The sequence below is a fragment of the Streptomyces sp. NBC_00435 genome (genome assembly GCF_036014235.1).
GTDB lineage: Bacteria > Actinomycetota > Actinomycetes > Streptomycetales > Streptomycetaceae > Streptomyces.
On the sequence record NZ_CP107924.1, the window covers coordinates 427,129 to 448,967 of the forward strand.

Sequence of the window (21,839 nt, forward strand, 5' to 3'; positions counted from 1 at the left end):
CAGTTGGCCATTGGCGACGGAAAGGCCTTAATCAGGCTTGCGATTCCGGCCCGTCGGCCGGTAGCCGACCCGGAGTCCGGCGCCATTCCCGCCCGATCCCTTGACGGCCCCGGGGGCGGGGAGCACAGTGACCACCGGTACGGGTTTGAGAGCGCTCTCAAGCCTTTCTGGGGCTCCAAGGCCTCCTAGGGCTTCAAGGGGTTCTCCCAGCGGACCGGACCACCTCCCCCAACTCCCCCGCATCCCCCTACACCCCCGAGAGGGCATCCATGCGTCTGGCATCAGGCAGGAAACGGCAGTCGGTCCGACGGGCCGTCATCGCCGCACTGAGCACCGTGGCGGTGGCGGCCGCGACCGCCGCCGCCGTCACCCTTCCCGCCGACGCGGCCGCGCCGCCGGTACCGTCGGGCTGGTCCCAGGTATTCCTGGACGAGTTCAACGGGGCTGCCGGCTCGGGGGCGAACACCGCCGACTGGCAGTACACCACCGGTACGAGCTACCCCGGCGGCCCGGCGGGCTTCGGCACCGGCGAGGTCGAGACGATGACCGCCGACACCAGCAACGTCTCCCTCGACGGCGCGGGCAATCTGCGCATCACCCCGCGCCGGGACACCGCGGGCAACTGGACCTCCGGGCGCGTCGAGAGCAGGCGCTCCGACTTCCAGCCCCCGGCGGGCGGCAGGCTGCGTACGGAGGCACGCATCCGGATGCCCGATGTGACGGGCGCCGCGGCCAAGGGCTACTGGCCGGCGTTCTGGATGCTGGGAGCGCCGTACCGCGGCAACTGGTGGAACTGGCCCGGCATCGGTGAGCTCGACATCATGGAGAACGTCCAGGGCATCGACAACGAGTGGGCCACGATGCACTGCGGCACGAGCCCCGGCGGCCCGTGCAACGAGACGACGGGCATCGGCGGCCAGCGCGTCTGCACCGGGACCACGTGCCAGGGCGGATTCCACACCTACGCCGTGGAGTGGGACCGGTCCACCGCCGTCGAGGAGATGCGCTTCTACCTCGACGGGGTCAACTTCCACACGGTACGGGCCAGTCAGGTGGACGTCACGACCTGGGCCAGTGCCACCGAGCACGGCTACTTCATCATCCTGAACGTGGCCATGGGCGGGGCGTTCCCGGACGCCTTCGGCGGCGGACCCGACGCGGGGACCGAGCCCGGCCACCCGATGGTGGTCGACTACGTCTCCGTACTGCAGGCCACGGGCGCCGCGACCACCCCGCCGACGACTCCCCCGAGCACGCCTCCGACCACCCCGACCCCGCCCACCGCGCCTCCGACGACGCCGCCCACCACCCCGCCGCCCGGCAACCGCGACGCGTACGCCGCCATCCAGGCCGAGTCCCACGACAGCCAGTCAGGGACGGCCAGGGAGACCACCACCGACACCGGCGGCGGCCAGGACCTCACCACGATCGGCAACGGCGACTGGGCCCAGTACAAGGGCGTCGACTTCGGCACCACCGCCGCGACCCAGTTCCGCGGACGGGTCGCCGGCGGGGCTGCCGGCGGCGTGAGCGGGCTCGTGGAAGTCCGGCTCGACAGCCGGACGAACGCGCCGGTCGGCAGCTTCGCGGTGGCGAGCACCGGCGGCTGGCAGAGCTGGAGGACCGTACCGGCGAACATCACCGGCGTCACGGGCAGGCACGACGTGTACCTGACCTTCACCAGTGGCCAGCCGGCCGACTACGTGAACCTCAACTGGTTCGACTTCGGACACTGAGCGCACGGGAACGGCCACGGGCGCAGGCGCGGGCGCAGGGCCCGGAGTTCCCCGCGGTGGCTTCCGCCGGGGCCGGGACTACCTGCGTCCGTGCCCGGCGCGGCGGATAGAGTCGGGCCAACCGGTACGAGGGGAGCAGGAATGATCGACGAGGGACCGGAATCGCCCGGGAGCGAGGCCGGAGAAGACGCGTCCGATCCCGAGGCGGACCTGCTCGGCCGGCGGATCGAGTACCTCTTCTCCTATGTGCAGCCCCTGGGAAGGCGGTTCACTCTCCAGGAGGTGGTCGACGGGATCAAGAAGGCCGCGGGTCCCAACGACGGGACCCTGTCGGTCGGCCGCCTGTGGGCCCTGGCCAAGGGCAAGGCACCCAACCCGACCGTGGGAACGCTCCGCGTGCTGGGCGAGTTCTTCGGCGTCCCGCTCGCGTACTTCATCGACGACGAGGTCGAGGCCCGGGTGTCGGCCCAGCTCGCGCTGATCGCGGCGATGCGGACGAACGACGTGCGCTCGGTGGCGCTGCGGGCGGCCGCGGTGGCGACGATGTCCACGCAAGGGATCGAGGCGGTCCGTTCCCTCATCGAGCAGGGGGACGCGGCCGACGGCGGCCGGCCGTCCGGGGCCGCCGGTCCGCTTCCGTCCTGAGCTGCGGGTTCCCGCGAGTTCCCGGTGAGTTCCCTGTGTAGAGTCGGCCCGGGGGGAGATCGAACGGCCGTGCGGAACCGCACGGCCGGAGGAGCGGCGAGAGGGTACTCGGGGAGCATGAACCGCCATGACTGGCGCGCGCTGAAGGCGAAGTACCGGACTCTGACCGGGCGTTTCGACCTCTCCCACCCCTTCGAAGTCGAAGAACTCTGCTCGGCGATCGCCACGGAGCGGGGCCGGCCGCTGCGGCTCCTTCCGATGCCCGCCGTCATGCCCGCCGGCGCGGGAGTCTGCGGTATGTGGGTGTCGTTCGCCGCCGCCGACCACGTCTACTACAACGTGGTGACGAGCCGCCCCCATCAGACGCACATCATCCTGCACGAGCTCGCCCACATCCTGCTGGACCACCGGGAATCCACCGCCCCCGAGCCCGCGATGCTGGAGCAGCTCTTCCCCGATCTGGACCCGGCGATGGCCGCACGGCTGCTGGGGCGCACGCGTACGCGGGCGACGACGCGACAGGAACAGGAAGCCGAACTGCTCGCCTCCGTGATGTGGCAGCACTTCAGCGTGGCACCCGCCGCCCTGGCAACGGCTCCCCCCGATACGGCCGACACCCTCAACCGGGTGATCGGCGCCTTGTCCCGTCGCACCACCCTGAGGTCCCGTTGAGGCTTTACGACGCCGTCGTCGTCCCCCCGTTGTGGCTCTTCGTCTGCCTGAAGGCCCCGGCGCTCCGCTCGGCACCGCGCCAGGACCGCATCATGTGGTCGATGTGGATGATCTGGGCCGTCTCGTTCACCATCGGCGTTCCCGCCGTCCGGCGGATCATCGACGCGGCCGTCGGACTGCAGAGCTTCACGAATCTGCCGGTCCACGTGTTGTCGCTGTTCGCGATGGGAGCGCTCTTCGAGTTCATCCGCGAGGCGACCGGCGAACGCGCCCACCGCAGGGCCCGGCTGCGCTGGATCCTGCTGGGTCTCGCGGAGGTCGGGCTGATCGTCACCTTCTTCGCGAGCCCGCTCCCGGACGGGGAGACCGATCTCGTGACGGTGACCCGGTCGCCGACGATCACCGTGTACTGGCTGATCTTCCTCGGCTACATCCTGTACGGGGTGACGAGCGGGATCCGCCTGTGCTGGAGGTACGGACGGCACGCCTCACCCGGCCCGACCCGGACCTCGTTGCGGTTGCTGGGGCTGGCCTGCTGTTCCGGGCTGGTCTATGTCGTCCACCGACTGGCCCACCTCGTGGCCGCGTTCGGTGGCCGGGAGCTTCCCGGCGGCGTGGGGGTGGCCGCCATCACGCAGGTCCTCCTGGCCTGCACCTTGCTGCTGCTCGTGGCGAGCGTGTGCTGGCCGTTCCTCGCCGAGGGTGCCAAGCGCGTCCGGCTGCGCAGGCAGGTGCGGGCCATCCGACCCCTCTGGCAGGTGCTCACGGAGTCCACGCCCGAGGTCGTCCTCCCGCTCCCCGGGGACCTGCACAAGGACGCCGAACTGGTGAGGTACCGCTACGTGATCGAAATTCGGGACAGCGCCCTCGCGTTGTCCGGTCACGTCTCGGAACAGCAGCGCGAGGCCGTCCGGTCCGCTCTGGCCGGCGCGGAACCGGGTGGCCCCGAGCGCGAGGCGACGGCCGAGGCGGCCGTACTCCTCCACGCGGCACGGGCCGAACGCGCCGGTGAGCCGCCCCGGTTCCCCGAACGCGCCATGGTGCGGGAGGGCGGCGACCTGGACACCGAGGCCGAGTGGCTGCGGAGGGTCGCCGCGGCGCTCCGGTCGCCCGCGACGCGGTCGGCCGTCGAGGTGCTGCGGCGGAGCACGGAGGCTGCCGGACCCGGCGCGACTGCCGGACCCGGCCCGACTGCCCCGCCCGGCGCGGCTGCCTGACCTTCCGGGCCTGCCCCGCGGACCGCTCCCGGTCCCGTGAGCCGACCCCGGCGCCGGGACGGGCCGGGTTCCGCCCCGGCGCCGGACCGACGAGGCCTCCCGTATCCGAGGGAGCGCTCTCCGCCGTCCCCGCGCCCGGGATACCCTGCTGGTCCGACAGGGCCCGCACCGGGCCCGACCCGCCCCCGGACCCGCACAGAGGAGCGCCCCGTGGCCGCACAGCTTCCCGCCGGCCGGCCCACGCTGGAGGCCGTGGCCGCCCGGGCCGGGGTGTCCCGGGCCACCGCGTCCCGGGTCGTCAACGGCGGCGACGGGGTCCGGCCCCATCTGGTCGACAAGGTCCGCGCGGCCATCGCGGAGCTCGGCTACGTGCCCAACCACGCGGCGCGCACCCTGGTGACCCGGCGGACGGGCGCGGTCGCCGTGATCATCGCCGAGCCGGAGATCCGCATCTTCTCCGACCCGTTCTTCTCCCGCCAGGTCCGCGGCATCAGCAAGGAACTGACCGCGCACGACACGCAGCTGGTGCTGCTGCTGGTCGAGGACCGCGGGGACTACGACCACATCGAGCGCTATCTGGCGGGCGGTCACGTGGACGGCGCGCTCGCCTTCTCGCTGCACACGGACGACCCGCTGCCCGCCATCACCCGGCGCATCGGGATGCCCACCGTCTACGGTGGCCGCCCCGGCTGGACCGGGCAGGCCGGTGGGGCCGGGGAGCACGGTCCGGTGTCCTACGTCGACGCCGACAACCGCGGGGGCGCGCGTGAGGCCGTACGGTACCTGCTGTCGCGGGGGTGCCGGCAGATCGCGCACATCGCCGGGCCGCTGGACCAGACCTCGGCGACGGACCGGCTCGACGGCTACCGCGACGTACTGCTCGACGCCGATCCCGCGCTCATCGCCGAGGGGGACTTCACCGCGGCCGGCGGGGCGCGGGCGATGGCCGAGCTGCTCGAGCGCTGCCCGGACCTCGACGCGGTGTTCGCCGCGAACGACCTGATGGCGACGGGCGCGCTGGGCGTGCTGCGCGAGCGGGGCCGGTCGGTGCCCGGGGACGTGGCGCTCGTCGGCTTCGACGACGCCGAACTGGTGGCGGAGAGCACCGATCCCCCGCTGACGACCGTGCGCCAGGACATCGAGGGCATGGGCCGTCTGATGGCCCGGCTGCTGCTGCGGACCCTGGACAGGACGCACCCCGCGCTCGGGGTGCCGGGCTCGGTGATCACCCCGACCTCGCTGGTGCGGCGCGGCTCGGCCTGAGGGACCGAATCGTGCTCCGGCGCCGGTGACCGGGGCGATTCCCGGCCGTCCGGCGCACGGCTCTTGACGGGGCACGGCTGTGGGGTGCACGCTCCAGTCGCGTTCTGAGAGCGCTCTCAAAGCACTCTCGGAACCAACGCATCCGCCGAGCCGAGGAGACCGCACCATGTCCAACCCCCGACCCGCCCGGAGAACCACGCTCCGCCTCGGCGCCGTCGCCCTGACCGGAGCCCTCCTGGCCGCCTGCGGATCCGGGTCCGACGCCAAGTCCCCCGAGGGCGCGGGCGGACAGGTCACGCTCACCGTCGACCTGTTCGGCGCCTTCGGCTACCAGGAGGCCGGACTCTACGCCGAGTACGAGCGGCTCCACCCGAACATCAAGATCAAGCAGACGGACACCGAGGACGAGCAGGACTACTGGAAGTCCCTCCAGACCCGGCTCGCCGGCGGCGGCGGGCTGGCCGACGTCCAGGCCCTCGAGATGGGGCGGATAGCCTCGGTGACACGGAAGCAGGCCGACAGGTTCACGGACCTCAAGGAGTACGGAGCGGCCGCGCTCCAGGGCGAGTTCGCCGAGGCCAAGTGGGCGGCCGCGACGACCGGGGACGGCAAGGTGCTCGGGCTGGGCACGGATGTCGGTCCCGAGGCCATGTGCTATCGGAGCGACCTCTTCAAGGCGGCGGGTCTGCCCACCGACCGTGCGGAACTGGCCACCGCGTGGGCGACCTGGGACGGATATCTGGAGCTCGGCCGGCAGTACCGGGCCAAGGCACCGGCCGGCAGCTCCTGGCTGGACAGCGTCAACAGCCTGAACGCCGTCATGGTCGGCCAGGCGAAGGAGCGGTACTACGACGCCTCCGGCACCCTGATCTACGAGAACAGCCCCGCGGTGAAGTCCGCCTGGGACGCCTCGGTCAAGGCCGCCGCGGACGGCCTCAGCGCCAAGCTGGACCAGTGGTCCCCACCGTGGAACCAGGCCTTCGCCTCCGGCTCCTTCGCCACCATGCCGTGCCCCGCCTGGATGCTCGGCTACATCAAGGGGCAGGCCGGGGACACGGCCAAGGGCAAATGGGACGTGGCGAAGCTGCCCGGCGGCGCGGGCAACTGGGGCGGCTCCTACCTGGCTGTCCCCCGGGCCGCCCGGCACAAGAAGGAGGCGTACGAGCTGGTGAAGTGGCTGACCGCGCCCGAGCAGCAGACCGAACTCTTCCGCAAGCAGGGCAACTTCCCCTCCGCCGTCAAGGCCATCGGGCAGATCGCCGACGCCAGGGACCCCTACTTCTCGGACGCGCCGATCGGGCAGATCTTCGGTGACGCCGCCGAGAAGTCCCCGGTCCAGGTGCTGGGAGTGCACGACAAGGACGTCGCCGACCAGATCACCAACGCGCTGAGCGAGGTGGAGCGCAAGGGCACGCCGCCGGAGACGGCCTGGTCGAACGCGAAGAAGGCCGTCAAGAACGCCCTGGGCTGAGCGACCGTGACCCGTACCGCCCGCAAGGCCCTCGCCCCGTACGCCTTCGTCGCACCCTTCTTCACCCTCTTCGCCGCCTTCGGGCTGTTCCCGCTCCTCTATACGGCCTACGTCTCCGTCTACCGCGTCGAGCTGCAGAACCCCGGCGAGATGCAGTGGCGGGGCCTGGACAACTACACCGCCCTGTTCACCGATCCGTTCTTCTGGACGGCCCTGCGCAACACCTTCACCATCGGCGCGCTCTCCACGGTGCCGCAGCTGCTGATCGCCCTGGGCCTGGCCCACGTCCTCAACTATCGGCTGCGGGCCCGGACCTTCTTCCGCACCGCGCTGCTGCTGCCGTACGCGACCTCCGTGGCCGCGGCGTCACTGATCTTCGCGCAGCTCTTCGGACGGGACTTCGGGCTCGTCAACACCCTTCTGGGGCTGGTCGGTTTCGATCCGGTGGACTGGCAGACGGGGACGGCGGCCTCGCAGATCGCCGTCTCGTCCATCGTGGTGTGGCGCTGGACCGGCTACAACACGCTGATCTACCTGGCGGGCATGCAGTCCATCCCCGGCGAGCTGTACGAGGCGTCCGAGGTCGACGGGGCTTCGAAGTGGCAGCAGTTCCTCCACGTGACGCTGCCCGGACTGCGCCCCACCATCGTGTTCACGGTCGTGGTCTCCACCATCGGCGCCACCCAGCTCTTCGGGGAGCCGCTGCTCTTCGAGGGCTCCGTGTCCGGGGGCATCTCCCACCAGTACCAGACACTCGGCCTGTACATGTACGAGCAGGGCTGGGGCTTCTTCCACCTGGGCCGGGCGGCGGCGATCGCCTGGGTGATGTTCCTGCTGATCGTGGCGCTGGTCGGGGTCAACGCCCTCTTCGCGCGCCGCCGTTCCCTCAAGGAGGCCGGCCGATGAGTTCCTCACCCGCAGCCCGGCGCGGTGGCCGGCTGACCTACGGGGTGCTGGTCTGCGCGGTCCTGGTCTCGGCGTTCCCGCTGTACTGGACCCTGGTCGCGGCGAGCCGCTCCAATGCCGATCTGGCGCGGCCGATGCCCGCGCTGCTGCCCGGGCCCCGGCTGGTGGCCAACCTCCAGGCGGTCCTGGACGAGGCGGACATCGGCAAGGCCCTCCTCAACTCCCTGATCGTGTCCAGTGGGATCACCGTCGGCACGGTGCTGTGCTCCACGCTCGCCGGTTTCGCCTTCGCCAAGCTGCGTTTCCGGGGGCGCGGTGCGCTGCTGGGCACCGTGGTCGCGTCGATGATGATCCCGCCGCAGCTGGGAGTGATCCCGCTGTTCATGCTGATCGTGAAGCTGCACTGGGTGAACCAACTCCAGGCGGTCGTGCTGCCCGGGCTGGTCTCCGCCTTCGGTGTGTTCTTCATGCGGCAGTTCCTCGCGCAGTCGCTGCCGGACGAGCTGATCGAGGCGGCCCGGGTCGACGGGGCCTCGTACGCGCGCGTCTTCTGGTCGATCGTGGTGCCGGTGGCCCGGCCGGCCATGGCCGTGCTCGGTCTGCTGACCTTCATGACGGCCTGGAACGACTTCTTCTGGCCGGTGGTCGCACTGTCCTCGCAGGAGCCGACCGTGCAGGTGGCGCTGCGGCAGCTGGGCGGCGGATACGTCCACGACCAGTCCGTGATCATGGCCGGCACGCTGCTCGGGACCCTGCCCGTACTGCTGGTCTTCGGACTGCTCGGCCGGCAGATCGTGGGCGGCATCATGCAGGGCGCGGTCAAGGGCTGAGCCCCCGCTCGCCTGCTTCCCCGCTCGCCACTCCCCCTCTTCCCCACTTCCCTTCAGGAGTCCTTCCATGACCACAGTCGACGGGGCCCGCGCCACGGGGGCCGCGCTCCGCTTTCCCCCCGGGTTCCGGTGGGGCACGGCGACGGCCGCCTATCAGATCGAGGGCGCGGCCGCGCTGGACGGCCGTACACCCTCGATCTGGGACACCTTCAGTCGGATCCCGGGCAAGGTCCTGGGCGGGGACACCGGGGACACGGCTGCCGACCACTACCACCGGATGGCCGAGGACGTGGGCCTGATGAAGCGGCTGGGCATGAGCGACTACCGCTTCTCGGTGGCCTGGCCCAGGGTGCAGCCCACCGGACGGGGCCCCGCCGCGCAGCGCGGGCTCGACTTCTACCGGCGGCTGGTGGACGCGCTGCTGGAGGCCGGGATCCGGCCGGTGGCCACGCTCTACCACTGGGACCTGCCCCAGGAACTGGAGGACGCCGGCGGGTGGCCGCACCGCGACACGGCGGAGCGGTTCGCCGAGTACGCGGGCCGTGTCGCGGGGGCGCTCGGGGACCGGGTGGCGAGCTGGACCACGCTCAACGAGCCGTGGTGCGCGGCCTTCCTCGGCTACGCCTCGGGTGTGCACGCGCCCGGCCGCACGGAGCCCGGGGCATCGTTGCGGGCCGCTCACCATCTCAACCTGGCCCACGGGCTGGGCGTACGGGCGCTGCGCGCGGCGCTGCCCCGGTCGGCGGAGGTCTCGCTGACCCTGAACGCGCACGCGGTGCGGCCGCTGACGGACTCGGCCGCCGATCTGGACGCGGCGCGGCGGATCGACGCGGTGGGGAACCGGATCTTCCTCGATCCGGTGTTCCACGGGCGGCTTCCGCCGGATCTCGTCCGTGATACCGCGGCGCTCACGGACTGGTCCTTCGTCCGGGACGGCGATCTGGCCGTGACCGCAGAGCCGATCGACTGGCTGGGCCTGAACTACTACTCCCCCACGGTGGTCGCGGCCGCCGGCCCGGGCACCCCGCCGGGGGATCCGGCGCCGTCCCCCTGGCCCGGGGCGGAGGGCCGTGTACGGTTCCTGCCCGCGCCGGGGCCCCGTACGGCGATGGACTGGCCCGTGGATCCGGGCGGGCTGTACGAGCTGCTGACGCGGCTGCGCGACGAGCTGCCCGGCGTACCGCTGCTGATCACGGAGAACGGCGCGGCGTACGGGGACTACGCCGATCCCGAGGGGGCGGTGCACGATCCGGAGCGCATCGCCTATCTGCGGGGGCATCTGGCCGCCGTGCACCGGGCGATCTCCGACGGGGCGGACGTGCGCGGGTACTTCGTGTGGTCGCTGCTGGACAATTTCGAGTGGGCGTACGGCTACAGCAAGCGGTTCGGCATCGTCCACGTCGACTTCGCGACGCAGCGGCGCACGCCGAAGGACAGTGCCCGCTGGTACGCGGAGGTCATCGCCCGGGGCGGACTCGCACCGTGAGGTTCAGGGCAGCAGGTCCAGGTACCGGGCGTCGACCCGGCCGGAGCCGACGCCGAGGTCCAGGGTGCGCGCGGAGCCGGGGTCGGTGAGCGCGGGCGCGAGGTCGACGCGGCCCGAGCCGGTCCGGGTGGTGACCCGGAAGCGGGTGGCCTCGGGGACGGTGAGGGCGAGGCGGCCGGCTCCGATCTCGGCGGTCACTTCCCCGGGCGGGGCGAGGAAGTCGACGGCGGCCCGGCCCGATCCGACGGCGAGCCCGAACTCCGGCGAGGTCAGGCCCGTGGCGACCAGTCTGCCGGAGCCTACGCGGGCGCGGACCGCACCGCGTATCGCGCTGAGGTGGACCTGTCCGGAGTCGACCCGGACGTCGACGGCGCCGCCGAGGCCGCTGATGTCGACGCGGCCGGAATCGGCGGTGACCGTGACCGCGAGACCGGCGGGGACGGCTACCCCGAGCTGGACGGAGCAGGAGAGCCCTGCACCCAGGACGGAGTCCTCGTCGGGACAGTGCGGCGTGAGCGTGAGGGTGCCGTCCTGCCAGCTCTCCTCGATGACGGGCTTCCTCCGCGACCAGGCGATCTCGGCCCGGTAGCCGACCTCCTGGTCCCCGCGCGGGCGGACCGTGACGTTCGTGTCGGAGCCCGCGATGTGCAGGGCGGTCACCGGGCGTCCCGCGCTGCCGCCGCGCAGGATACCGGTGCGGGTGACCCCGTACGCTCCGGCCTGCAAGGTGGTGGGCAGGACCACGAAGACCGCGCCGAGGAGGGCGGCGAGGATCCAGGCGAGCCGGTGCCGGGGGCGCCCGTGCGGTGCCGCCGGCGTCACGGGGTGCCGTCCAGGAAGCGCAGGACGGCGAGGACCCGGCGGTGGTCGCCGTCGGCCACGGGCAGGTCGAGCTTGGCGAAGATGCTGTTGATGTGTTTGGCCACGGCGCTCTCGCTCACGACGAGTTCGGTGGCGATCCCGGTGTTGGAGCGGCCTTCCGCCATCAGGGCCAGGACCTCGCGCTCGCGCGGGGTGAGGCGTTCGAGCGGGTCGGGGCCGCCGCCGCGGCGCACCAGGAGCTGGGCCACGACCTGCGGGTCCAGTGCGGTCCCGCCGCCGGCGACCCGGCGCAGGGTTTCGATGAACTCCTCGACGTCGGCGACGCGTTGTTTGAGGAGGTAGCCGATGCCCGCGCCGCTCGGGACTGCCAGCAGGTCCGCGGCGTAGCGCTCCTCGACGTACTGGGAGAGGAGCAGGACGGCCGTTGCGGGGCTCTGCTGCCTGATCATGAGGGCGGCGCGGACGCCTTCGTCGGTGAATCCGGGTGGCATCCGGACGTCCACTAGGGCGAGTTGGGGCCGGTGCTCGTCGACGGCGGCGAGGAGGGCTTCTGCGTCGCCGGTTTCGGCGGCCACCTCGAATCCCGCCATTTCGAGGACTTTGACCAGTCCGATGCGCAGCAGGACGGAGTCCTCGGCGATCACGGCCCGCACGGCAGCTCCACAGTCACGGTGGTCGGGCCCCCGCGGGGGCTGTCGATCATGATGTTTCCGTCGACCGACCCTACTCGTTTGCGCAGGCCGGTCAGTCCGGTGCCCGCGGCCGGGTCGGCGCCGCCCACTCCGTCGTCGGTGACGGTGAGGCGCAGAACGTCGTTGGCGGTGCGGGTGACGAGGACCGAACAGCGGCTGGCGCTGGCGTGTTTGGCGACGTTGGCGAGGGCTTCGGAGACGACGAAGTAGGCGACGGCCTCCACCGTGGGGTCCGGGCGGGCGGGGAGATCCACCGTCAGCTCGACGGGCAGCGGGGCGCGGGCCGCGATGCCGGAGAGCGCGGCGTCGAGTCCCCGGTCCTCCAGGACGGCCGGGTGCAGTCCCCGTACGAGGCTGCTCAGTTCCTCTATGGCCTCCTTCGCCTCCCGGTGTGCCTCGTCGATCACGGCCTTGGCTTCGGAGGGCAGTCCGGGGAGGGTGGCGCGGGCTATGCCCAGGTTCATGGCGAGGGCGACCAGTCGCTGCTGGGCTCCGTCGTGCAGGTCCCGCTCGATGCGGCGGCGTTCGAGATCGGCGGCGTCCAGGACGCCGGCCCGGCTCTCGGCGAGGTCCTCGACGCGGCGTTCCAGTTCACGGGCCCGGTTGGGACCCAGGAGCGCGAGGGCCGCGCCGGAGTCGAGCCGGCCCAGGAGGGCCGCGAACCAGGGTGCGGCGAGCAGGAGGAGGCCCCCGACCGCGGTCAGCACGTCGTACTGGCGGGTCCAGCCGGGTCCGGTGGTCCCGGGCAGGGCCCAGGACCACGCGTAGACGGTGGCGCAGACCGCGCCGACGGCCCAGGTGAGGACCAGCACGCCGCCGCCGAGGGCAGCGAGCGGGCTGACCAGGAAGTGGTAGCCGTACTGGCGCCAGGTCGCCTCGGAGCGCAGCCGCTCGGTCAGTCCGCGGAAGCTGCGCAGGGGGTGTTCACGGACCACGGGCGGTATGTCGATGCCGAGCAGCGACCAGCAGCGGTCGCGCTGCAGGGCGGTGAGGAACGGGGACAGTGCCACGACGAGGAGCAGCGGGACGGGGCTGTGCCCGGGGGCGGTGAGCAGGAGCAGGAAGCCGAGCGCGAGCGGTAGGGCGGGCGGGATCGCCGCCGCCGTGAAGGCGGTGTTGCGCCAGGCCCATGCGGACCAGGGCGCGTGCGCCGCGGCCCAGCCGAGTGCGCGCCGCAGCGCGCCGGAACTTTCCATGTGGGTACGGTAATCGCCCTGGCCAGGACGTTGCACTCCCCCTGGTATCCGCTTCGGGGTGTAGCTGGCACCACCCCCGATTCGGACAGTGGGGCTACTGATTCCGGCGGCCCGGCGGCCGAGTCTTGTGGTGTGCCCGGCGGACCGACCGCGGGGCGGAAGGAGATCCGCAGCCATGGCCCTCGTCGCCCCGCAGTTCCGCCCCCGTTCCGCTGCCCGCAGTTGCGCTGCCCGTGGCGGGGTGTGGTTGCCGACGGTGCTCACGGGCGCCGGGATCGCGCTGGCGCCGTGGATGGTGGTGCTGGCCAGGACGCTGCCGCAGAGCACCGAGGTGTCCAACTGGGCGACGGCGTGGATAGGCCTGGACCTGATGCTGGCGGCGGGGCTGGCGGGGACGGGGCTGATGCTGCGCCGGCAGGATCCCCGGGTGGTTCCGCTGGCGGCGGCGACGGCGGCGCTGCTGGTGACGGACGCCTGGTTCGACGTGACGACCTCGGCGGGGAGCGAGCAGACGCTGGCCCTGCTCCTCGCGGCCGGGGCGGAGCTGCCGCTGGCGGTGGCCTGCGCGGCGGTGGCGGTGCGCCGTGCCTGATGCGGGGTGGGTGGGGGTGCGGGGGGCCGGACACGGCGGCGGGCCCCGTACCAGGTGGGTACGGGGCCCGAGGCCTGCCGGTCGCGCGGCGGTCCTCGTACGGTCAGCCCGTACGGGAGCCGCTCGGACGCTCCCAGCGGTAGAACTCCTGGGCCATCGCGTCCTTCGGGCTTCGCCAGGTCTCCGGGTTGTGCGGGCTGACGAAGGCGGTGAGCCGGTCACTGAGGTCCCGGAACTCCGGGTGACTGGTCACCTCGGCGATGGCCGGGCCCGGGGGCCGGTCGGACTCGATGAAGTGCATGTACACGTCGCCGAACTGGAAGAGGCTGCGGCGGGTCACTCCGACGAGGTGCGGCAGCTCGCCCGCGTCCGAGGCCGCGAAGAGCTCGGCGATGTCGGGGGCGGACTTGGGCGCCATACGGGCGACGATGAGAGCGCGGTGCATCCGGTGTGCTGCCTTTCGTCTCAGACGCGGCTGACCGCGGGCGTGCGGCTCTCGCGTTCGCGTTGTTCGATCTTGTCCCGGATCAGTTCCAGCTGGATCTTGGAGTTGCTGTTGATGCGCGCGGTCATCCCGGCGTCGTCGACGGGCGCCTGCGGCTTCATCGCGAAGTCCTGGGTCCACACCATCCGGGTGCCGCCGGGCACTTCGAAGTACTGCCAGTGGATGTCCATGTGCTCGAACGGGCCGGTCTCGACGCGTCGGGCACGTACGGTGCGGGTGACGGGGTCGGGGGTGCGCTCGGAGACCCAGCTCCACACCGTGCCGTTCTCGTCGGGGTGCATCGTCAGGCGGAAGCGGGTGGTGGGCCCGTCCTCCTCCAGGATCTCCAGCGAGGCGTACTCGCTGAACAGCCCGGGCCAGCTCGGGAGATGGTTGGTCATCTCCCAGACCGTGTCCAGGGGCGCCTTGACGGTGATCTCGTTCTCGGTGTGTCCTGCCATGTCAAGCTCCGGTCATGAGGCTGGTGTTGACGAGTTCGAGGAACTCTTTGGGCGTCTTGCAGCGGTCCGCGTCGGTGGGCAGGGCCCGGCCGCGCTGGTTCTCGAGCAGCCCGACGATGCCGAGCAGACCCAGCGAGTCGAGGCCGTAGTCGTCGAAGAGGGACTCCGGGCGGTTCTTCATGTCGGCCGGGTCGACGGTGATACCGGCCCCGGACTTCATCAGGGCGGCCAGCTCCTCGACGGTCAGTCGTTCGGACATGAGCGGCTCCTTCTGTCTCTAGGAGGGGATACGGAGGACGAGCGCGGCGTTGGAGCCCATGAGGCCCCGGCTCAGCACGAGCGCGGTGCGCAGCTCCGCGGTGCGGGCGCTGCCGGTCACCACGTCGAGGTCGTGGCACACGTCGAAGACGTTCGGCGTGGGCGGGACGATGCCGTGCTCCAGGGCGAGGACCGCGGCGGCGGTGTCCAGGGCGGGGGCCGCGCAATAGGCCCGGCCCGTTCCCGTCTTGGGTGCCGTGACCGGTACCTTGCGCCCGTGGGACCCGAGGGCGGAGACGATCGCGGCCGCCTCGGCCCGGTCGGCCTCCGGGGTGCCGAGCGCGTCGGCGAAGACCACGTCGACCTCTTCGGGGGCGCAGCCCGCGTCCCGCAGGGCTCCCAGGATCGCGCGGGCCAGGCCCTCGCCGGACTCGCCCGCCGTCTCGGAGTGGTGCGGGCCGGTGAAGGTCGCCGCGTGCCCGGCCAGGACGGCCCGGACGGAGGCGCCGCGGCGCTGGGCCGCTTCCTCGTCCTCGACGAGGAACATCGCGCCGCCCTCCGCGGGTACGTACCCGCAGGCCTTGTCGGTGAACGGCCGGTAGGCCCGCTCCGGGTCGTCGTGGGTGCTCAGTGCGTCGTAGCCGAGCTGGCAGACGATGGAGTACGGGGCCAGTGGTGCCTCGGTGGCTCCCACGAGCATGGCCCGGCTGCCCTGGCGGATCGCCCGGGCGGCGTGCGCGAAGGCGTCGAGTCCGCCCGCCTCGTCGGCGGCCACCACTCCGCAGGGACCCTTGAGGCCCCGGCGGATGGAGATCTGCCCGGTGCTGGCGGCGTAGAACCAGGCGATCGACTGGTACGGGCCGACGTAACGCGGTCCCTGTCCCCAAAGGTGTTGCAGCTCGCGCTGCCCGAACTCACCGCCGCCGGAGCCTGCCGCGGTGACCACACCGACCGAGAAGGGATCGTCCTCGTAGTCGGCCCGGCCGAGCCGGCCGTCCTCCAGGGCGAGGTCGGCCGCGGCGAGGGCGTGGTGGGTGTAGCGGTCGGTCTGTACGAGGTAGCGCTCCTCGATCATCGAGGCCGCGTCGAAACCCCGTACCTCGCCCGCGACGCGCAGCGGGAGGTGTTCGCAGCCCTCCCGGGTGACCCGGCCGAGGGCGGTGGTGCCCGACTGGGTCGCCTTCCAGAAGGCGCCGGCTCCGATCCCGTTGGGCGCGACGACTCCGATGCCTGTGATGACCGTACGGCCGCTCACGAGACCACCTCCTCCTTGGGCCGGGTCATGACGACCGCGGACTGGAAGCCGCCGAAGCCGCTGCCGACGGAGAGCACGCTGCGCAGCTCGCGCTCGCGGGCGACGCGCGGGACGTAGTCCAGGTCGCACTCCGGGTCGGGGGTTTCGTAGTTGGCCGTCGGCGGTACGACCTGGTGGGTCATCGCCAGGACGCAGGCGGCCAGTTCGATCGCCCCGATGGCGCCGAGGGAGTGCCCCACCATGGATTTGATGGAGGTCATCGGCGTCTTGTAGGCGTGGTCTCCCAGGACCCGCTTCACCGCCGCGGTCTCGTGGCGGTCGTTCTGCTTGGTCCCCGAACCGTGCGCATTGACGTAGTCGATCTCGTCGGCGCCGATCCGGGCCTGGGCGAGGGCGGTCTCTATGGCGCGAGCCATTTCCAGGCCCTCGGTGGTCAGCCCGGTCATGTGGTGGGCGTTGCCGAAGGTGGCGTAGCCGCCGATCTCGCAGTAGACGGTCGCACCGCGGGCCCGGGCGTGTTCCAGCTCTTCCAGGACGAGGACGGCGCCGCCCTCACCGAGGACGAAGCCGTCGCGGTCGGCGTCGAAGGGCCGGGACGCGTGGGCGGGGTCGTCGTTGTTGGGCGAGGTGGCCTTGATGGCGTCGAAGCAGGCCACGGTGATGGGTGAGACGGGTGAGTCGGAGGCGCCGGCGATGCAGACGTCCATCCGGCCCTCCGCGATGGAGTGGACGGCGTATCCGATGGCGTCGAGCCCGGAGGTGCAGCCGGTGGAGACCGTCTGGACCGGGCCGCGCGCTCCCGTCTTCTCCGCCACGGCCGAGGCCAGGGTGGCCGGGGTGAAGGCCCGGTGCAGGTGGCGCCCGGCGAGCCGGTGGTCCACGTCCCACCAGGCGCCGGACTGGCTGACGGCCACGTAGTCGTGTTCCAGGCGGGTGGTGCCGCCCACGGCCGTGCCGAGGGAGACTCCGGTGCGCCACGCATCGTCGGTGGTGAGGTCGAGACCCGCGTCGCGCAGCGCCTCGGCGGCGGCGACCAGGGCGAACTGGATGTACCGGTCCGCCCGGGCCGCCTCCTCGGCGCCGAGTCCGTGCTCGGCGGGATCGAAGTCGACCTCGGCGGCTATCCGGGAGCGGAAGCCGGTCGGGTCGAAGAGGGTGATTCCGCGCGTGGCCGTACGGCCGTTGGAGAGCAGGTCCCAGAAGGCGGAGGCTCCGATGCCGCCGGGGGCGACGACGCCGACCCCGGTGACGGCCACCCGTCGGCGGGTCACGAGACCACTCCCGCGCGGTCCGGCGGCCGCTCCCAGGCGGAACCCTCCGGGTGGACGGCCTCCTCGGTGTCCACGTGCCCAAGTTTCGGGTCCGGGGCCAGCGGTCCGAGGTGGAAGACCATCCGTGCCTCGGTGTCCCCCACGTTGCGGAACCGGTGGCGCACGTTGAGGGGGACGAGGAGTCCCTGGTCGGTGCGCAGCGGGTGGGCCTCGCCGTCGAGGTCAACCTCCAGCGTCCCGCTGACCACGTACACGAACTCCTCGGAGTACGGGTGGTAGTGCTCTGCGATGTGCTCGCCCGGCGCCATGACGGCCAGGCCCATGAAGCCGCTGGTGCAGCCCACCGAGGTCGGTGTGAGGACGGCCCTCAGGTCGCCGCCGCGCCTCGTGTTGGGCTGCGTCTCACTGAGGTCCACGATGTGCGGTGGGCGTTGTCTGGTCATGGCTGGGGTTCCTCCTGGCGGTGCGAAGCCTGGACGGGGCTGTTGGGTGGGGGGTCCTGGGGGCCGGGGCGCGGTGGGCTCTGGGCCCGTGGGTACTGCCGCGGGTCAACTCTCGGCGGGGGCCCGGCGGTCGGTGATCAGGCTCATGGTGTGACGGACGGCGGACTCGGCGGTCCCGTCCGCGGACGGCACCATCAGCCGGGCGAGGACGGCCGCCTTGCGCGGTCCGCGGATGCCGAATGCCGTCTCCAGGCCGGCGTCGTGCGGGCCGCGCACGTCGATGAGGCGTACGACGATGTCATCGCGCTGGAAGATGCTGCTGCTCACGGTCGCGGGGTCCGAACGGTGGGCCGCTTCCTCGTCCTGCCGGGCCAGGAACCGGGCCAGTGCCGGTCCGCACCCCGGCTTGGCCGGGTAGAACAGTGCGTGGCGCCGTACGTCGGAGCGGTCCGCGCCGTCGGGTTCGCGCGCGGCGACGTGGTGGACGGCGGGGAGCGCGGCCCGCATGAAGAACATCCGGGCGGACTCGGGGTCGCCCAGATCACGGTCCTGCTCCAGGTAGGGGTTGATGGCTTCTTCGACGGCCCGCACCTCGGGCTGCTCGGAGACGTGCCGCAGTGCCGCCATCAGGTCGCCGCGGACTTCCACCGTACGCACGACCCGGTTGCCGTGCATGAACAGCGTGGTCCGGCAGAGCCGGGTGTGGCCGTCCACGTTCGCGTCCGGGGAGGCGTAGCTGGAGAGGAGCGCCGCGACGTCCTTCTCGCTGCCGGGCTTGACCGTGAAGGTCAGGGCGTGGCGCACAATGCCTGCGCCGAGCCGGGGGGATTCCTGCAGTCGCGCGCCGACGGAGCGCCGGTCGTCCTGGTAGCCGCGGCCGGTCTCGCGCAGGACGGTGTACTTGAGCGGGCGCATGGCGCGGGCACAGGCACCGAGGGGGCGCACCTGCTCGGCGTGGTGCTCGCTGTTGACCCATGCGAGGTACTGCGGCGCGCTCTCCCACTCGCTGGTGATGAGCCACTGCGAGGGGTTCTCGAAGGACTGGCAGAGCTGGTCACTGATGTGGCCGGGTTCCGACGCGATGTCGTGGCGCAGTTGCTCGTAGGCCTCGAAGAACCTCTGCTGGGCTCCTTCGTGGAGGTCCATCAGCAGGACGACGCGGAGCATGGAGCCGTCGAAGGCGGACTGTGACACCCGTTCGGACAGGGTGGTCGTCATCTGCTCACTCCTTGGTGAGGGCCCTTCGTGAGGGCTTGGAGTTCCATCGCGTACGGACCCTCGTCCGTCGTGGGCGGTGGCCGCCCCGGCCCGGCGGCCGTAACGGGGACGGCGGGCCGGGGCGTCCTCGGGGGAACCGCTGTCGCTCATCGTCATCCGGGTGGGGACGTACCGCTACATCTCCGGATCAAGCGGGTGACAAGCGGCGTATCTCCTGGGCTTGGCTGTCGATCGGGGGCATAAAGAGTCCACTCCCCCACACAGAAATCTGGAGCTCGCAGCTGATGGAAGACACCGCAGATGTTCGCGTACCGGTTCTCGTCGTGGGCGGCTCCCTCGTGGGCTTGTCCACCTCACTGTTCCTGAGCCGCCACGGCATCAGGCACCTGGTCGTTGAGAAGCACGCCGGCACCTCCGACCACCCGCGCGGGCGGGGTATCAATGCCCGGACCATGGAGCTGTTCCGGGTGGCCGGGGCGGAGGGCGCGATCCGGCAGGCCGCGTCCGCGCTGGAGAACAACATGGGCATCCTGCAGACGGAGTCCCTGCTCGGCGGCGACCACAAGTGGCTGGTCAAGGCCATCGACCCGGCCGGCGCGCTCAGCAAGTTCAGCCCGAGCAGCTGGTGCGTGTGCAGTCAGAACAACATCGAACCGATCCTCGCCGCGCAGAGCCGCGCGCAGGGCGCCGACGTACGGTTCTCCACCGAGCTGATGAGCTTCGACCAGGACGCGACGGGGGTGAACGCCCTGGTCAAGGACCGGGAGACGGGCGAGCACATCACCGTGCGCGCGGACTTCCTGATCGCGGCGGACGGTCCTCGCAGCCCCGTGCGCGAGCAGCTGCGCATCCCCCAGACGGGCAGCGGCGAGCTGTTCCACAACGTCAGCGTCACCTTCCGTTCGCGGCGGCTCGTCGAGGTGCTGGGTGACCTGCGGTTCATCGTCTGCTACCTGATGAAGCCGGGTGCGGACGGGGCGCTGCTGCCGGTGGACAACGAGACCCAGTGGGTGTTCCACCTGCCGTGGCACCCGGACCGGGGCGAGACCCTGGAGGACTTCACCGAGGAGCGGTGCGTCGAGCAGATCCGGGCCGCGATCGGCGTACCGGACCTGGACGTTGAGGTCGGCGGGAAGGCTCCCTGGCACGCGGCGGAACGGGTCGCCGAGCGGTATTCGTCCGGGCGGGTGTTCCTGGCCGGCGACGCGGCCCACGAGATGTCCCCCACGGGCGCGTTCGGCTCCAACACCGGCATCCAGGACGCGCACAACCTGGCCTGGAAGATCGCGGCGGTCCTCGACGGATCGGCGGGCATCGGGCTGCTGGACAGCTACGAGGCCGAGCGGCTGCCGGTGGCCCTGGCGACCGCCGAGCGCGCGTCCGCCCGTTCGGCGGAGCACAGCCACCCGGGGTACGCGCCGCCGCCGACCATGGGAGGCGGACCGGGCAGCGGGGTCCTGACGACGGCGATGGCGTACGCGTACCCGCGCGGGGCGTTCGTCGGCGGCTCCCCTGACCGGCCGGTCATCCCGGAGGGGATGCGTATGAAGGGCGACGTCGGCACGCGGGCCCCGCACATGTGGCTGACGCGGGCCGACGGTGAGCGGGTCTCCACGCTGGACCTGTACGAGCGCTCGTTCGTGCTGCTCTGCGGCGCGGGCTCGCCCTGGCAGGAGGCGGGACGGCGGGTGGCCGAGCGGCTGGCGGCGAAGCTCGACACGTATGGGGTCGGGTCGGCCGGGAACGGGTCCGCTTCCGGGGCCGACCTGCTGCAGGAGCCCGGCGCCGACTGGACCGCGGTGCACGGGCTGCCGGAGGCGGGAGCGGTGCTGGTGCGTCCGGACGGGTTCGTCGCGTGGCGCTCCGAGGGGGCGGACGCCGATCCCGAGGCCGCTCTGTCCGGGGCGATGTCGGCGGTGCTGCGCCGGTCCTGACCGGCCGGCTCACCGGTTGGTCCCCCTGCCGCCGGCCCGTAAGCGGGCCGGGGGCAGGGGCGTTTCGTGGGTGCCGGAGCGCGTCAGCCGCAGGCCCAGCAGCCCGCCCAGCAGCCGGAGCCGTGGTGTGCGTGGCGCGGGGGGCGGGGGGACCTGGCTGTCCTGGCGGTCCTGGCGGGAGCCTGCCCTCCGCCGGCACTGTTCCGGCGTGCGAAGCAGGCGACGACCACCGCGATGGCGGCGAGTTCCTCGGGGGCGGCCACGCCCTTCTCCACGCGGAGCAGGCTGGCTATCGGGGCTATCGGAGCGTCCTTCAGCATCGGCTCGGCCTCTCGCACAGGCGGACAGCAGGACCCCCCTCGCGGAATCACCAGGGACTCCGGACGCACCCGACGCTAGTGGCGCGCGACACGCCCGGCATACCGGGGAAATCGACGACGGCCCAGGCCAGGGCCGTGCGGCCCGGACGGTGACGGGGCTGTTGAGGCGAGCGCCCGTTGGGCCGTCGGAGTGGTGGGCCGCCGGAAATCCCGGTGCGGCGGGCCAGTGGGGCGACCTAGTGTGGAGGGATGAGCACCCGTACCTTCCGCATCACCGTCCGGGGGTCCTTCGACGGCCTCACCGACGAGCAGCGTGCGGCGCTCCTCGCGGACGCCGCGCAGCACGACATGCTGAGCGCGAGGTTCACCCCCGAGGGGAACCTCACTTACGACGTGGCCGCCCGGCCCTTCTTCACCTTCCGCTTCCTGGCCGGGGGCGAGGCCGAGGAGGACATCCTGGACGCGACAGCGCACGCCGAGCTGGCGGCCGAGACCTGGCTGACCGAGCGCGGGTACGGGTTCAAGCGGATCACCTCCCAGGCCCAGGACCTCACGCTGGCCCCCCTGAGCAAGCGCCAGCGGCAGGCGGCCGCGCGCGGGGACTCCTGACGGGATTCCTGACGGGATTCCCGGGAAGGAGCAACGCGGCGGGCCGCCTGTCCGAGCG

23 protein-coding genes are annotated in these 21,839 nt (G+C 72.1%); 12 read left to right on the plus strand and 11 right to left on the minus strand.

Translation table 11 applies throughout. The features are described from left to right. The first annotated feature begins 269 nt into the window (after window positions 1-269). The 9 genes from OG389_RS01965 (at window position 270) to OG389_RS02005 (ending at window position 10,226) form a co-directional block, all read left to right on the plus strand. Window positions 270-1,736, plus strand: a complete 1,467-nt coding sequence (locus OG389_RS01965) for a glycoside hydrolase family 16 protein (RefSeq protein WP_328296688.1) — start codon at window positions 270-272, stop codon at window positions 1,734-1,736. A 141-nt stretch (window positions 1,737-1,877) separates the two neighbouring features. After that, window positions 1,878-2,381: a hypothetical protein gene (locus OG389_RS01970; protein ID WP_328296689.1), complete on the plus strand. Its 504-nt coding sequence runs from the start codon at window positions 1,878-1,880 to the stop codon at window positions 2,379-2,381. Window positions 2,382-2,498: 117 nt separating this feature from the next. Next, window positions 2,499-3,053, plus strand: coding sequence for a hypothetical protein (locus OG389_RS01975; RefSeq protein ID WP_328296690.1), 555 nt, complete (start codon window positions 2,499-2,501; stop codon window positions 3,051-3,053). Further along, window positions 3,050-4,270: an MAB_1171c family putative transporter gene (locus OG389_RS01980; RefSeq protein WP_328296692.1), complete on the plus strand. Its 1,221-nt coding sequence runs from the start codon at window positions 3,050-3,052 to the stop codon at window positions 4,268-4,270. The genes OG389_RS01975 and OG389_RS01980 overlap by 4 nt, the downstream gene beginning before the upstream one ends. A gap of 210 nt (window positions 4,271-4,480) precedes the next feature. Next, window positions 4,481-5,533 carry a LacI family DNA-binding transcriptional regulator gene (locus OG389_RS01985; protein ID WP_328296693.1) on the plus strand — a complete coding sequence of 351 codons (1,053 nt, stop codon included), beginning with the start codon at window positions 4,481-4,483 and terminating at the stop codon, window positions 5,531-5,533. A gap of 166 nt (window positions 5,534-5,699) precedes the next feature. Then, window positions 5,700-7,004, plus strand: a complete 1,305-nt coding sequence (locus tag OG389_RS01990) for an ABC transporter substrate-binding protein (RefSeq protein WP_328296694.1) — start codon at window positions 5,700-5,702, stop codon at window positions 7,002-7,004. Between the two features lie 6 nt (window positions 7,005-7,010). Further along, complete coding sequence (locus OG389_RS01995; protein WP_328296695.1) at window positions 7,011-7,910, plus strand: carbohydrate ABC transporter permease; 900 nt, start codon at window positions 7,011-7,013, stop codon at window positions 7,908-7,910. Then, window positions 7,907-8,740: a carbohydrate ABC transporter permease gene (locus OG389_RS02000; protein ID WP_328296696.1), complete on the plus strand. Its 834-nt coding sequence runs from the start codon at window positions 7,907-7,909 to the stop codon at window positions 8,738-8,740. Before OG389_RS01995 ends, OG389_RS02000 begins: the two co-directional genes overlap by 4 nt. 67 nt (window positions 8,741-8,807) lie before the next feature. Further along, entirely contained in the window at window positions 8,808-10,226 is a 1,419-nt protein-coding gene (locus OG389_RS02005; RefSeq protein WP_328296697.1) for a GH1 family beta-glucosidase, read from the plus strand. Between the two features lie 3 nt (window positions 10,227-10,229). Here the strand turns inward: OG389_RS02005 and OG389_RS02010 are convergent, their stop codons facing one another. The 3 genes from OG389_RS02010 to OG389_RS02020 are packed head-to-tail and all read right to left on the minus strand — an operon-like array spanning window position 10,230 to window position 12,936. Continuing rightward, the gene (locus tag OG389_RS02010) at window positions 10,230-11,048 is read right to left on the minus strand and encodes a hypothetical protein (RefSeq protein WP_328296698.1); all 819 of its coding nucleotides are present in this window, start codon (window positions 11,046-11,048) and stop codon (window positions 10,230-10,232) included. Then, window positions 11,045-11,701 carry a response regulator transcription factor gene (locus tag OG389_RS02015; protein ID WP_328296699.1) on the minus strand — a complete coding sequence of 219 codons (657 nt, stop codon included), beginning with the start codon at window positions 11,699-11,701 and terminating at the stop codon, window positions 11,045-11,047. Before OG389_RS02015 ends, OG389_RS02010 begins: the two co-directional genes overlap by 4 nt. Beyond that, the gene (locus OG389_RS02020) at window positions 11,689-12,936 is read right to left on the minus strand and encodes a sensor histidine kinase (RefSeq protein ID WP_328296700.1); all 1,248 of its coding nucleotides are present in this window, start codon (window positions 12,934-12,936) and stop codon (window positions 11,689-11,691) included. The genes OG389_RS02015 and OG389_RS02020 overlap by 13 nt, the downstream gene beginning before the upstream one ends. A gap of 175 nt (window positions 12,937-13,111) precedes the next feature. On the opposite strand from OG389_RS02020, the gene OG389_RS02025 reads away from it, so the two are divergent. Next, window positions 13,112-13,528, plus strand: coding sequence for a hypothetical protein (locus tag OG389_RS02025; RefSeq protein ID WP_328296701.1), 417 nt, complete (start codon window positions 13,112-13,114; stop codon window positions 13,526-13,528). Window positions 13,529-13,631: 103 nt separating this feature from the next. Here the strand turns inward: OG389_RS02025 and OG389_RS02030 are convergent, their stop codons facing one another. The 7 genes from OG389_RS02030 to OG389_RS02060 form a co-directional block, all read right to left on the minus strand. Continuing rightward, window positions 13,632-13,973, minus strand: coding sequence for a TcmI family type II polyketide cyclase (locus tag OG389_RS02030; RefSeq protein WP_328296702.1), 342 nt, complete (start codon window positions 13,971-13,973; stop codon window positions 13,632-13,634). A 20-nt stretch (window positions 13,974-13,993) separates the two neighbouring features. Further along, window positions 13,994-14,473: an SRPBCC family protein gene (locus tag OG389_RS02035; RefSeq protein ID WP_328296703.1), complete on the minus strand. Its 480-nt coding sequence runs from the start codon at window positions 14,471-14,473 to the stop codon at window positions 13,994-13,996. 1 nt (window position 14,474) lies between these two features. Then, window positions 14,475-14,732, minus strand: a complete 258-nt coding sequence (locus tag OG389_RS02040) for a phosphopantetheine-binding protein (RefSeq protein WP_328296704.1) — start codon at window positions 14,730-14,732, stop codon at window positions 14,475-14,477. Between the two features lie 18 nt (window positions 14,733-14,750). After that, window positions 14,751-15,986 carry a ketosynthase chain-length factor gene (locus tag OG389_RS02045; RefSeq protein ID WP_328296705.1) on the minus strand — a complete coding sequence of 412 codons (1,236 nt, stop codon included), beginning with the start codon at window positions 15,984-15,986 and terminating at the stop codon, window positions 14,751-14,753. Further along, complete coding sequence (locus OG389_RS02050) at window positions 15,983-17,257, minus strand: beta-ketoacyl-[acyl-carrier-protein] synthase family protein (protein ID WP_328296706.1); 1,275 nt, start codon at window positions 17,255-17,257, stop codon at window positions 15,983-15,985. Before OG389_RS02050 ends, OG389_RS02045 begins: the two co-directional genes overlap by 4 nt. Next, window positions 17,254-17,700: a cupin domain-containing protein gene (locus OG389_RS02055; protein ID WP_328296707.1), complete on the minus strand. Its 447-nt coding sequence runs from the start codon at window positions 17,698-17,700 to the stop codon at window positions 17,254-17,256. The genes OG389_RS02050 and OG389_RS02055 overlap by 4 nt, the downstream gene beginning before the upstream one ends. Before the next feature lie 105 nt (window positions 17,701-17,805). Further along, a complete protein-coding gene (locus OG389_RS02060) occupies window positions 17,806-18,918 on the minus strand; it encodes a SchA/CurD-like domain-containing protein (protein WP_328296708.1) in 1,113 nt (370 codons plus the stop codon). A 284-nt stretch (window positions 18,919-19,202) separates the two neighbouring features. Here OG389_RS02060 and OG389_RS02065 point away from each other — a divergent pair, with 284 nt between their 5' ends. Next, complete coding sequence (locus OG389_RS02065) at window positions 19,203-20,852, plus strand: FAD-dependent oxidoreductase (RefSeq protein WP_328296709.1); 1,650 nt, start codon at window positions 19,203-19,205, stop codon at window positions 20,850-20,852. Between the two features lie 83 nt (window positions 20,853-20,935). Here OG389_RS02065 and OG389_RS02070 read toward each other — a convergent pair whose 3' ends face one another. Next, a complete protein-coding gene (locus OG389_RS02070) occupies window positions 20,936-21,172 on the minus strand; it encodes an acyl-CoA carboxylase subunit epsilon (protein WP_328296710.1) in 237 nt (78 codons plus the stop codon). A gap of 249 nt (window positions 21,173-21,421) precedes the next feature. Here OG389_RS02070 and OG389_RS02075 point away from each other — a divergent pair, with 249 nt between their 5' ends. After that, window positions 21,422-21,781: a DUF6204 family protein gene (locus OG389_RS02075; protein ID WP_328296711.1), complete on the plus strand. Its 360-nt coding sequence runs from the start codon at window positions 21,422-21,424 to the stop codon at window positions 21,779-21,781. Window positions 21,782-21,839 lie beyond the last annotated feature (58 nt).

Excerpts from the sequence above, each read along its gene's own strand:
- OG389_RS01965 (WP_328296688.1), top strand. The coding sequence starts at position 270 with ATGCGTCTGGCATCAGGCAGGAAACGGCAGTCGGTCCGACGGGCCGTC.
- OG389_RS01970 (WP_328296689.1), top strand. The coding sequence starts at position 1,878 with ATGATCGACGAGGGACCGGAATCGCCCGGGAGCGAGGCCGGAGAAGAC.
- OG389_RS01975 (WP_328296690.1), top strand. The coding sequence starts at position 2,499 with ATGAACCGCCATGACTGGCGCGCGCTGAAGGCGAAGTACCGGACTCTG.
- OG389_RS01990 (WP_328296694.1), top strand. The coding sequence starts at position 5,700 with ATGTCCAACCCCCGACCCGCCCGGAGAACCACGCTCCGCCTCGGCGCC.
- OG389_RS02000 (WP_328296696.1), top strand. The coding sequence starts at position 7,907 with ATGAGTTCCTCACCCGCAGCCCGGCGCGGTGGCCGGCTGACCTACGGG.
- OG389_RS02005 (WP_328296697.1), top strand. The coding sequence starts at position 8,808 with ATGACCACAGTCGACGGGGCCCGCGCCACGGGGGCCGCGCTCCGCTTT.
- OG389_RS02020 (WP_328296700.1), bottom strand. The coding sequence starts at position 12,936 with ATGGAAAGTTCCGGCGCGCTGCGGCGCGCACTCGGCTGGGCCGCGGCG.
- OG389_RS02025 (WP_328296701.1), top strand. The coding sequence starts at position 13,112 with ATGGCCCTCGTCGCCCCGCAGTTCCGCCCCCGTTCCGCTGCCCGCAGT.
- OG389_RS02030 (WP_328296702.1), bottom strand. The coding sequence starts at position 13,973 with ATGCACCGCGCTCTCATCGTCGCCCGTATGGCGCCCAAGTCCGCCCCC.
- OG389_RS02035 (WP_328296703.1), bottom strand. The coding sequence starts at position 14,473 with ATGGCAGGACACACCGAGAACGAGATCACCGTCAAGGCGCCCCTGGAC.
- OG389_RS02040 (WP_328296704.1), bottom strand. The coding sequence starts at position 14,732 with ATGTCCGAACGACTGACCGTCGAGGAGCTGGCCGCCCTGATGAAGTCC.
- OG389_RS02055 (WP_328296707.1), bottom strand. The coding sequence starts at position 17,700 with ATGACCAGACAACGCCCACCGCACATCGTGGACCTCAGTGAGACGCAG.
- OG389_RS02060 (WP_328296708.1), bottom strand. The coding sequence starts at position 18,918 with ATGACGACCACCCTGTCCGAACGGGTGTCACAGTCCGCCTTCGACGGC.
- OG389_RS02065 (WP_328296709.1), top strand. The coding sequence starts at position 19,203 with ATGGAAGACACCGCAGATGTTCGCGTACCGGTTCTCGTCGTGGGCGGC.
- OG389_RS02070 (WP_328296710.1), bottom strand. The coding sequence starts at position 21,172 with ATGCTGAAGGACGCTCCGATAGCCCCGATAGCCAGCCTGCTCCGCGTG.
- OG389_RS02075 (WP_328296711.1), top strand. The coding sequence starts at position 21,422 with ATGAGCACCCGTACCTTCCGCATCACCGTCCGGGGGTCCTTCGACGGC.